The organism is Acinetobacter sp. YH12231 (genome assembly GCF_013417755.1).
Classification (GTDB): domain Bacteria; phylum Pseudomonadota; class Gammaproteobacteria; order Pseudomonadales; family Moraxellaceae; genus Acinetobacter; species Acinetobacter amyesii.
Genome location: NZ_VPDJ01000047.1, coordinates 1 through 8,295 on the forward strand (window position 1 = coordinate 1; position 8,295 = coordinate 8,295).

Annotated in this window: 7 protein-coding genes and 1 pseudogene; 1 reads left to right on the forward strand and 7 read right to left on the reverse strand. The window is 36.0% G+C overall.

What is annotated here, in order from left to right; all coding sequences use genetic code 11:
- The 4 genes and pseudogenes from FTV11_RS16610 to FTV11_RS16625 form a co-directional block, all read right to left on the reverse strand.
- A pseudogene (locus FTV11_RS16610) lies at window positions 1-269 on the reverse strand (plasmid mobilization relaxosome protein MobC); the annotation flags it as partial.
- Window positions 270-578: 309 nt separating this feature from the next.
- Window positions 579-998, reverse strand: a complete 420-nt coding sequence (locus tag FTV11_RS16615) for a hypothetical protein (RefSeq protein ID WP_159124550.1) — start codon at window positions 996-998, stop codon at window positions 579-581.
- A gap of 126 nt (window positions 999-1,124) precedes the next feature.
- The gene (locus tag FTV11_RS16620; protein WP_159124547.1) at window positions 1,125-1,406 is read right to left on the reverse strand and encodes a type II toxin-antitoxin system YafQ family toxin; all 282 of its coding nucleotides are present in this window, start codon (window positions 1,404-1,406) and stop codon (window positions 1,125-1,127) included.
- Window positions 1,399-1,692, reverse strand: a complete 294-nt coding sequence (locus FTV11_RS16625; RefSeq protein WP_159124548.1) for a type II toxin-antitoxin system RelB/DinJ family antitoxin — start codon at window positions 1,690-1,692, stop codon at window positions 1,399-1,401. Before FTV11_RS16625 ends, FTV11_RS16620 begins: the two co-directional genes overlap by 8 nt.
- Window positions 1,693-2,073: 381 nt before the next feature.
- Between FTV11_RS16625 and FTV11_RS16630 the strand changes: the two genes are divergently transcribed.
- Window positions 2,074-3,642, forward strand: a complete 1,569-nt coding sequence (locus FTV11_RS16630; protein ID WP_159124549.1) for an ATP-binding cassette domain-containing protein — start codon at window positions 2,074-2,076, stop codon at window positions 3,640-3,642.
- A 220-nt stretch (window positions 3,643-3,862) separates the two neighbouring features.
- On the opposite strand, the gene FTV11_RS16635 is transcribed toward FTV11_RS16630, so the two are convergent.
- From FTV11_RS16635 to mobC, 3 genes are all read right to left on the reverse strand, one after another.
- Complete coding sequence (locus FTV11_RS16635; protein ID WP_159124544.1) at window positions 3,863-4,798, reverse strand: replication initiation protein; 936 nt, start codon at window positions 4,796-4,798, stop codon at window positions 3,863-3,865.
- 635 nt (window positions 4,799-5,433) lie between these two features.
- Window positions 5,434-7,965, reverse strand: a complete 2,532-nt coding sequence (locus FTV11_RS16640; RefSeq protein ID WP_218946026.1) for a relaxase/mobilization nuclease domain-containing protein — start codon at window positions 7,963-7,965, stop codon at window positions 5,434-5,436.
- A partial coding sequence (gene mobC / locus FTV11_RS16645; RefSeq protein ID WP_180074493.1) for a plasmid mobilization relaxosome protein MobC occupies window positions 7,949-8,295 on the reverse strand: 347 nt, incomplete at its 5' end. The genes mobC and FTV11_RS16640, both read right to left, overlap by 17 nt.

Genomic DNA, 8,295 nt, shown 5'->3' on the forward strand with positions numbered 1-8,295 from the left:
AAGTTGTTCCCGATTTTGGATAGCTCAAGCAGTAAAGCAGGATCTGTTTTTTGATAGCGTTTAACCACTTCAATCACTGTTTTAACTTTGAGTCTAGGCTTCCTTTCATATTCTTCTGGTCGTCTTACGGTTACAGCATCTTGCATGATTTCCCTTTGAATTAAAGAGAGAATGAAGTCTGTAAAATTCGTGTTCTCTTTTTCGAGGTGCTGCTCAAGTTGTTCTAGCTGTAACTCTGTGAGTCTGAAAATTTTAGTTTTATTTCGCATATACACATCCCACTAACAGGCTTTTGGTTTTGCTTTTAAGTCAACTTTGTTGACTTGCCCATCTTGATGGGCTTGGGGTCTTAGGGGTTTCCCCTAACAAGTCCCTGTATATCAAAATTCGAAGAATTTTGTATATACAGGTAGGCTTGCTTATCTTATTTAGTCATCTAATAGTATTCTACTATATCGTGAAAGATTTATATAAAAAGATCAAAAAAAGGGTTTATCAGCTAATAATACCTAAATTTGTATATGAGTTTTTATGTTGAAATTATGATGGAAATGGGGACTGGCTCATTTACATAACTTTTAAAGGGGAGAAGCAATCCAATAGCCGTAGGTAGAACAAACTTCAGGAATAAAGCGAGTAACAGATTTTGGTATTACTGATGACGGCCCTCCACTAAGGATAATTTCATTACCTATAAAAACTTTATGATTATTAAATTTATTGGTGATGCTAATCCTACCGTCCTTTGTATATTCTAACTCATGATTATTAGCCCAAATAATAAATGAACCGGTATCACTACCAAGCCGAATACAACCATAAGGATCTACATGCAATTTCCCACCAGTAATGGTTACTCTTGAACCAGAATTAGCATGTTTAATAAAAATGATAGGTTTTACTGACTCTATGGAGTTAGATACGGGTTGGGACTTCGCTATACAACCAGTAAGCAATGTAATAATTATAAAAATTTGAGCTAAATTTTTTATTCTCATATTGAACTCTTTGAAGGCCATGCAATGCTTAGCTTCTTTTCAAACTTTCTTATCGTGCAACTAGCGTAAAGTAGCTCGATGCTTTGAAACATGGCTAAAGCCATATTTCAAAGCATCGAGCTAAAATTAGCCAAAAATCTCTGAATGGCTATCTAACTGGTGTAACTCTAAAATGTCATCCCCTACGAGCCTGTAAATCAAGACTAAATCAGGTTTAACGTGACAATCTCGACAATTCTTAAACTCAGCACCACCTTTTAATGGGTGATCTAGGTATTTTTCAGGCAATGGACTATTAGCAACTAAACAGTCCAGTACCTCAGCCCATTCAGCCGTAACTAAATCTAAGTAACGTCTTTTAATATTTCGTTTAAATGAGTTGGTTACGATGATCTTTCGTTTAGCCATGAGCTTCATCCGACATGGCTTTGATTGCTTCTTCTACTGTTTCGTACTCGGTGTACTCCCCATTTTCAATCTCTTTAAGAGATTGAAGCAACTTTGCTACTGCTGTTGGGGTCAGAGTTGGTTCTTTCGCATAGTCAAAAGCTAATGGAACAGTTCTTGTTTTCACCACCTGATTTAAAAAAAGTTTAAATGCTTGTGGCATTGTTAAACCATATTCTTCAAAAATATGATTTGCATTATCCCTCAAGTCTTCTTCTAAACGCATATTAAAATTGACTGCGGACATGGTTAATTCCTCTAAAAACCAATAATGTAAAGACAATATAAGGCATTATCTTTACATTTTCATTACTTTTGATGTAATAAATGGTTTCTAATCGCTAAATTTCGTATAATCGCCATTATGTTAAATAACTTTTAGAAGCTTTAGTACAAGCTTGACAGATTGTCTTATCATTATAAAATAACCTTATTCAAATCATCCTCCCAAGAGTAACGCCAATGAAGTAAGTCATTTTCTCATCATTATTTTTAAACTTTTGATGTGCAAAATAGATTCTACTTGTGGCTATATATTCTTGGTCTCTACTTTATATCCTAAATAATATATTGTTTTTTATAAGTTAATCTTCACTATTTTGCATATCCTCTACATGAGGAATTTTTTATGCAACATGCATGTATTGCTTCAAACTTAAATTTAGAATTTTCTACACAGAAAATGTTTGATCAGCTAAACATTACGCTTTTATCAGGACAGGTTTCTGCATTAATTGGACGTAATGGTTTAGGTAAATCCCTATTGTTCAGAATATTAGATCAAAGCCAAGCTTTAGATATTCATTATAGTGGTCAAGTTTCATGGAATATCCAACATGATTATTTGGCACAATTAGAACGCCTTAATGCTGAAAATATTGCACAAGCATTAGAGGTAGATCATTTACATCATGCTTTTCGGCGTATAGAGAACAATACAGCTAGTTTTGATGATTATGAGTTAGTTGAAAATACCTGGGATTTACCACAAAAATGGCAAAATATACTTGAAAATGCTGACTTACCTACGGATTTGAACTTTCCAACAGAAAAACTGAGTGAAGGACAAAAAACAAAGCTGGCTTTATGTCGTTTGTTTTTAAAAAAGGATCACTATCTACTTTTAGATGAACCAAGCAACCATTTAGACTCAACATCTAGACAATGGTTAATTGAGAGTATTTTGGCACACCCTAGTGGTGTATGCCTGATTAGTCATGATCGCCAATTACTCAATCAAGTCCAACATATTTATGCTTTAACTGAATTAGGCTTACAACACTACAAAGGTAATTATGAGCATTACATTCAACAGCATCAGCTACACATGGATGCATTAACTCAGTCTATTAATAATGAGAAAAAAGAATTAAAGCAGTTAAAACAACGGCAACATGATAGCTTAATGAAAGCGAATAAACGTCAATCTAAAGGCAATGAACTTCGTGATTCTAATTCTCAAGCAAAGATTTTTCTAGATTTCAAAAAGGAAAATGCTGGACAAAGCTTAGGTAAGCTACGTGCCCAACAAACTCGACAAACTGATGATTTGAAAAATAGTCTGATTAATAGGCAGACCATTGTAGAAAAAATCAAAGCTCAGAAGTTTGAATTCCACTTACAGAGTACGAAGCAAGGAGAGATTTTAAGAATTCATGATTTAAAGCTACCCCATACAGCAACAAATAAAATTAATTTTGCATTGAAAGCTGGCGAAAAAATCCATCTTAAAGGTGCTAATGGAATTGGTAAATCAACCTTATTGAAATTGATTTCTACCCATCAACGTGATGATATTTTCTTTAGTGGAACATGTTTGTATTTAGATCAAAACTTTAGTTTATTAAATAATGATTTATCCGTAATCGAAAACCTTGCACTTTATAACTCCAATCTTACTGAAGTTGAGTGGAGAAATTTGTTAGGTCAGTTACGTATTCGTCGTGAAAAAGCTTTATTAAAACTATCAGAACTGAGTGGTGGTGAAAAATTGAAAGTCGCATTATTAGCAATGAGTCACTATCCTGATGGTATTGATTTATTATTGCTTGATGAACCAGAAAATCATTTAGATATTGAGTCTAGAGAGCTTCTATCGCAGGCTATTAGCCAATATCAGGGCGCTGTAATTTTAGTTTCACATGATCATTTTTTTGTTGAACAGTGTGAAATATCTGAAGAGTATTTAATTGAGTAAAATGACATTTTCAAATATATAGATTTATTAGTTCTACTAAAATTAACATAATACACCTTATACGAAATGCTTCTTTTTATTTCATATAAATCATAGTTTTATCGTATAGCAAAAAGCCCAACCCTCTCCGATTGGGCTTTTTTAATGATTGTTCACGTTCCACGCTTAGTATTTAAGCAATGTTTCACGGGATTTGTTAGCTCATATGGATAATCTGATTTTATGGTTTGAAATCCGTTTTTTGATGTAGAGCCTTCAAAATTCGTTTAGCCGTTTCTTCCCTTACACTTTTTGGATCTCGTAAAATCCCACTAATCCAAATCGCAAAAGTAGGATAGTCAGGAAAATTACTTAGATCAGAAAGTTCAGAAAGTTTAGATAGAATAGTGCTGTATTTATTAATTTGGGGATCTGACATATTACAAAATAGCTCTACTGTCTTTGTCTCTCTCTCGGGTGCTATGAGTTTTGGCTTAGGCTTCTCTTTCACAATAAACTTGAAACCAACCACAGACCGTCCTTGTTTAACGTTTTCATAAGTGAGTTCAATGTCTGTATTAGCTGTAATTTCATCTAATGAAGGCTTAATTACACGGTCTTTTAAATTACATAGCTTGTCGTAGGACTTTGGCAAACCTAACTCAGTTTTTATATGCTCTAAGGACATTTCAAATTGTCCCATAGCTTGATATTTTTTTGCTAAATGATATAGGTCGAACGAGTAGTCTTTTTTCAGACTGAGTACGATGTCTTTCTTGTACTTAGTGTATGGATTTAATTTGTCGAACTCTTTGAGCATCAAAAGAACTTCCTCTGGGAAGCATATGGATATTGAACCATTCTCATATATTGCTCTAATGACCCAGTTACAGTAGGTTTTTTTCTTATTATCACCATAGGAAAAATAACGTCTTAACAGGTTTTTACTCGCTTCTTCCATTTGCGAATACGCTGAGTTGGTTTTTATACCGCATTCTTTTGCAAAGCTCTCTGATGTTATGGTGATTGCATCTTTTTCAGTTGCATCAATTATCCGAGCTATAGGACTAGCAAGAATTAATAAGCGTTTTTCATCAATACTCATGCTTTTAAAGCACTCTTGAATCGTATTCTGCATAACAACCCAAGATACAGGGTATGTTTTTTTATAATCCATGAAACTACATTCCGCAAGAAGTAGTTTTTTATATCATATTGATTTATTTTTGCACACGATTTTTGTAGTTTTTAACATAAAACTACATTAAATATAGTGTAGTTTAGTTCATGCCATTTGTAGTTTCTAATCATGCCATTTGTAGTTTCTAATGTGCCAAAATCATGCCATTTGTAGTTTAGTTCATGCCATTTGTAGTTTTTTAAAGTCTGAAAGCCTTGCTATATGTGGTCTGGAAGGGTGTCTAAAAGTATTTAAAAGCTTTTTAAAAGAATAAAAGAGAATTAAAGGAAAAATCAAAGGCTATGGCACTCGCTTCGCTCGTGTCGTTTCAAAAGCAAAACCAAGAGCAAAAAGATTGATAATGCATTCGCTATGCTCATGCTTTTTTAAGATCAAAAGCCCCAAAGTTCGCACCCATTCGGGATGCTCTGTACTTACCGTTTTAGATTAAAAGGGAGTTTGTAATCAGGGAAAAGGCGTTGCTGAAATTTTTATGATGCTCAATCGCTCGTAGACACTCGCTTGGTTTAAACCTGTGAGGTTCAAAAAGAAAAAAACAAAGCGAACGGAGTGTGAGTGACATAAAGATAAATCGCTCATTCCCCCTCTGATTACTGTTTTGCTGAATTAGATTAAAAATCTAATTCAAAATCATTTTTAGGTTTTGGTTTATGCTCAGGTTCATAAGTTTGTTGAGAAGTATTCTGTCTAGGCAATGGATTTTTAATTTCGTAAATATCACTTTTAATAGTCTCAAAACTCTTTAAACACGCTTGATATGATTCTCTTTGCTGTTTCAAATGGTCGTTTTGAGGCTCTAAAATCTTCTCACATTTCAGATATTTCAGCATTTGATTGTCATTTTTGATCATTTTCTCAAATTTATCGTATTCCCATTCGTGGATATTTGAACGTGCACGGCTAATGTACGTTTCTAAATTTTTAGATTTTTTCTTTATGTAATCAATCAATTGTAGTGGGTTTTTATTGTTATAGGCCTCCTGTTGCTTGTCGCATAGTTCTTTGTGATAACCAACGTAATCGGGGTAATAACCGTCACTTCGCAAGTAACTGAAATTCGTAGCCGGTTTTGGCTTGAGTCGAATTTCCGCTACTGTGGTTTCTAGTCGTTCAAGTTGTTGATTAACGCTATTAATCTTTCTACAGTTTCCCCAAGCGTATTGATCTGCTTGCTTTGCGTCTCCAAATCTTCGTAAAAGTTGTTGGGTACTTTCAATTGCAAGATTTTCGAGAGTGCTTTCTCGATGTCCGCCTGCTGTGTGCCAATTGTCATTTGAATGGGTCTTAATTCTATCTTCACCAAGTCGCTGACAATGCTGTTTAAATCCAGTTGATTTAATGCTCTCGCTAATTGCGTTTGTAATTGGGTCTTCAAGTTTTCTTGAAATGCTTGCTGTAACTGCTCCGAAAAGTTGCCCTGCTCTAGCTTTGAAAGCTCTGCTTTCAGTGTCAAAATTAAGGCTTGCTGTGCTTCTTTCTCTGTATTCAGATTGCTGATTTTGCTCTTTAGACTCAGCTCGACTTCGCTGTAGTCGCTCAAAATGGTCTTTAATGAATCGATTTGTTGACTCAAAACCTTGTTTTGCTCGGCTAACAAGTTGTTTTGTTGCATCAATAAGCTGTTTTGCTCTGTCAAAAATTGGTCGATTTCGGTCTGCATGATCTAGTTCCGTATTTGTTTCAAGTAGTTGATCTGGTTTGTAATCACTTGTGAATTCTGTTGAATCATTTGCTCTTGTGCTTTGATTGTTTTTAAATTTGTATTGGCTTGATAGCCTAGATATAAAATTATTAAAAGAATCAGCAGTCCAAAAGCTATCATCCCCCATAGGATGTGTGTTGCTCTCTGGTTGCCCAATTTTTCCGTCAAAAGGCTCTGCAACTGACTCTCTATTGTCTCTCTCTGCCCCTCTATCGCTTGCTGTACTTGGTGTTGAATGCTGTTCTGCAGGAGCTTTTCGTCGATTCTGAGGCTCTGCAACTGCTTGTTGACTTGAGCCTGTAGAGCGTGAATTGAGGTTGAAAACGAATCTATGCTCGATTTCACTTTTGATATTTCCGATAGGTCTATATTCGCTAACTGCGTTTGCAGTGCGTCTATTTGCTCCGTATAGCTCGCTGTTAGCGATTTTATGGCTTTGGGTGATAGATTCCCTATTTCGGTCAAAATCGCTCTGAGATGCGATTTTATGGCCGATGTTGTCTGCTGTACTTCGTTTAAAAGTATAGTGCTGTTGGTGATAGGTCTCTCGCTTTGCTCGATAGTCATCTCGAACGTTTTCAGCGTTTCGGAGAGCTGTTGCAAGCTCTGCTGTAGTTGGTCGGCTTTCTGCTGCTGCTCTGAGATGCTCTGAATAAGCGTTAATTTCGAATTGTTCATGATAAAAGTCGCCTCTAAGTCGATGTCTTTTGCCACTTTTCAAAGTGGCAGTTAAGTATTCTTTACTTTGTTTGACCGATGCGATTCCTTCCAGTTGCTCAATACACTGGACAATATCTGCTCTGTTTTTTACTGTCAGAGTCCTTAAAAATGTTTGTACGTAGTTATCAACGAGCTTGCCAAACTGCTTTTTTGTAAGCGCCTCAAGATCTTGACCTGTAAAAATATTTTTAGCTTGAGCGTTGAGTTTTGCGACATAGTTTGGCTCTTGTGTCGTTTTCATCAAAAGCAGATCATCGGGGCGTGACCACTGGTACTTTGTGTTGAAGTAATCACGTAAAGAATCAAAATGCTTTTCATGGCCGGGTGGGGCAATATTGAGTGATTTACCGCTTTGAATATCTAGGCGTGGTGCTAGAACGTGGATATGCTTCGAGCCGTCATCGTCTGTGTGAAGCACGGCAAAAAGGTGGTACTGTGAGGGATCTAGTCCCGAAAAAGCATGCTTTTCAAACTCGTCTAAGACTTCTTTTATTTGTTCATCTGTCGGACTGTCTTCTTTTGACCATGCGATCACGCCACTGGTGTACTTCCACAAATGTGGACTTGAGTCACAGATGGCGTTAAATGTAGTCGCATCACCACGCAAAACATCAACACCTGCCCGAACATTGCCAAGATGATCGAACTTATCTAAAACATACGCTGAAGCGTGTGCGGCCGATCCTTTACCGTGATTTAAAAATTTAATATGCACTTTCATCCTCCTCAGCAAGCTGTATCGAAGACAATTGCTTTTTAAGCCTTTCAGGGCTTTGTCTGCTGATTTTCGGAAGTGCAGGAAATACTTGTTCTAACTCGGTTTGAATGCCTTTTAAAACTGAAAAAATGCTGAAAATATCTAACTTGCGTTGCTCTTGCGGATCAGCATTTTTGATGATGTTCAATGCTCGTGCAATTTGGTTTAAGTTGTTCCCGATTTTGGATAGCTCAAGCAGTAAAGCAGGATCTGTTTTTTGATAGCGTTTAACCACTTCAATCACTGTTTTAACTTTGAGTCTAGGCTTCCTTTCATATTCTTCTGGTCGTCTTA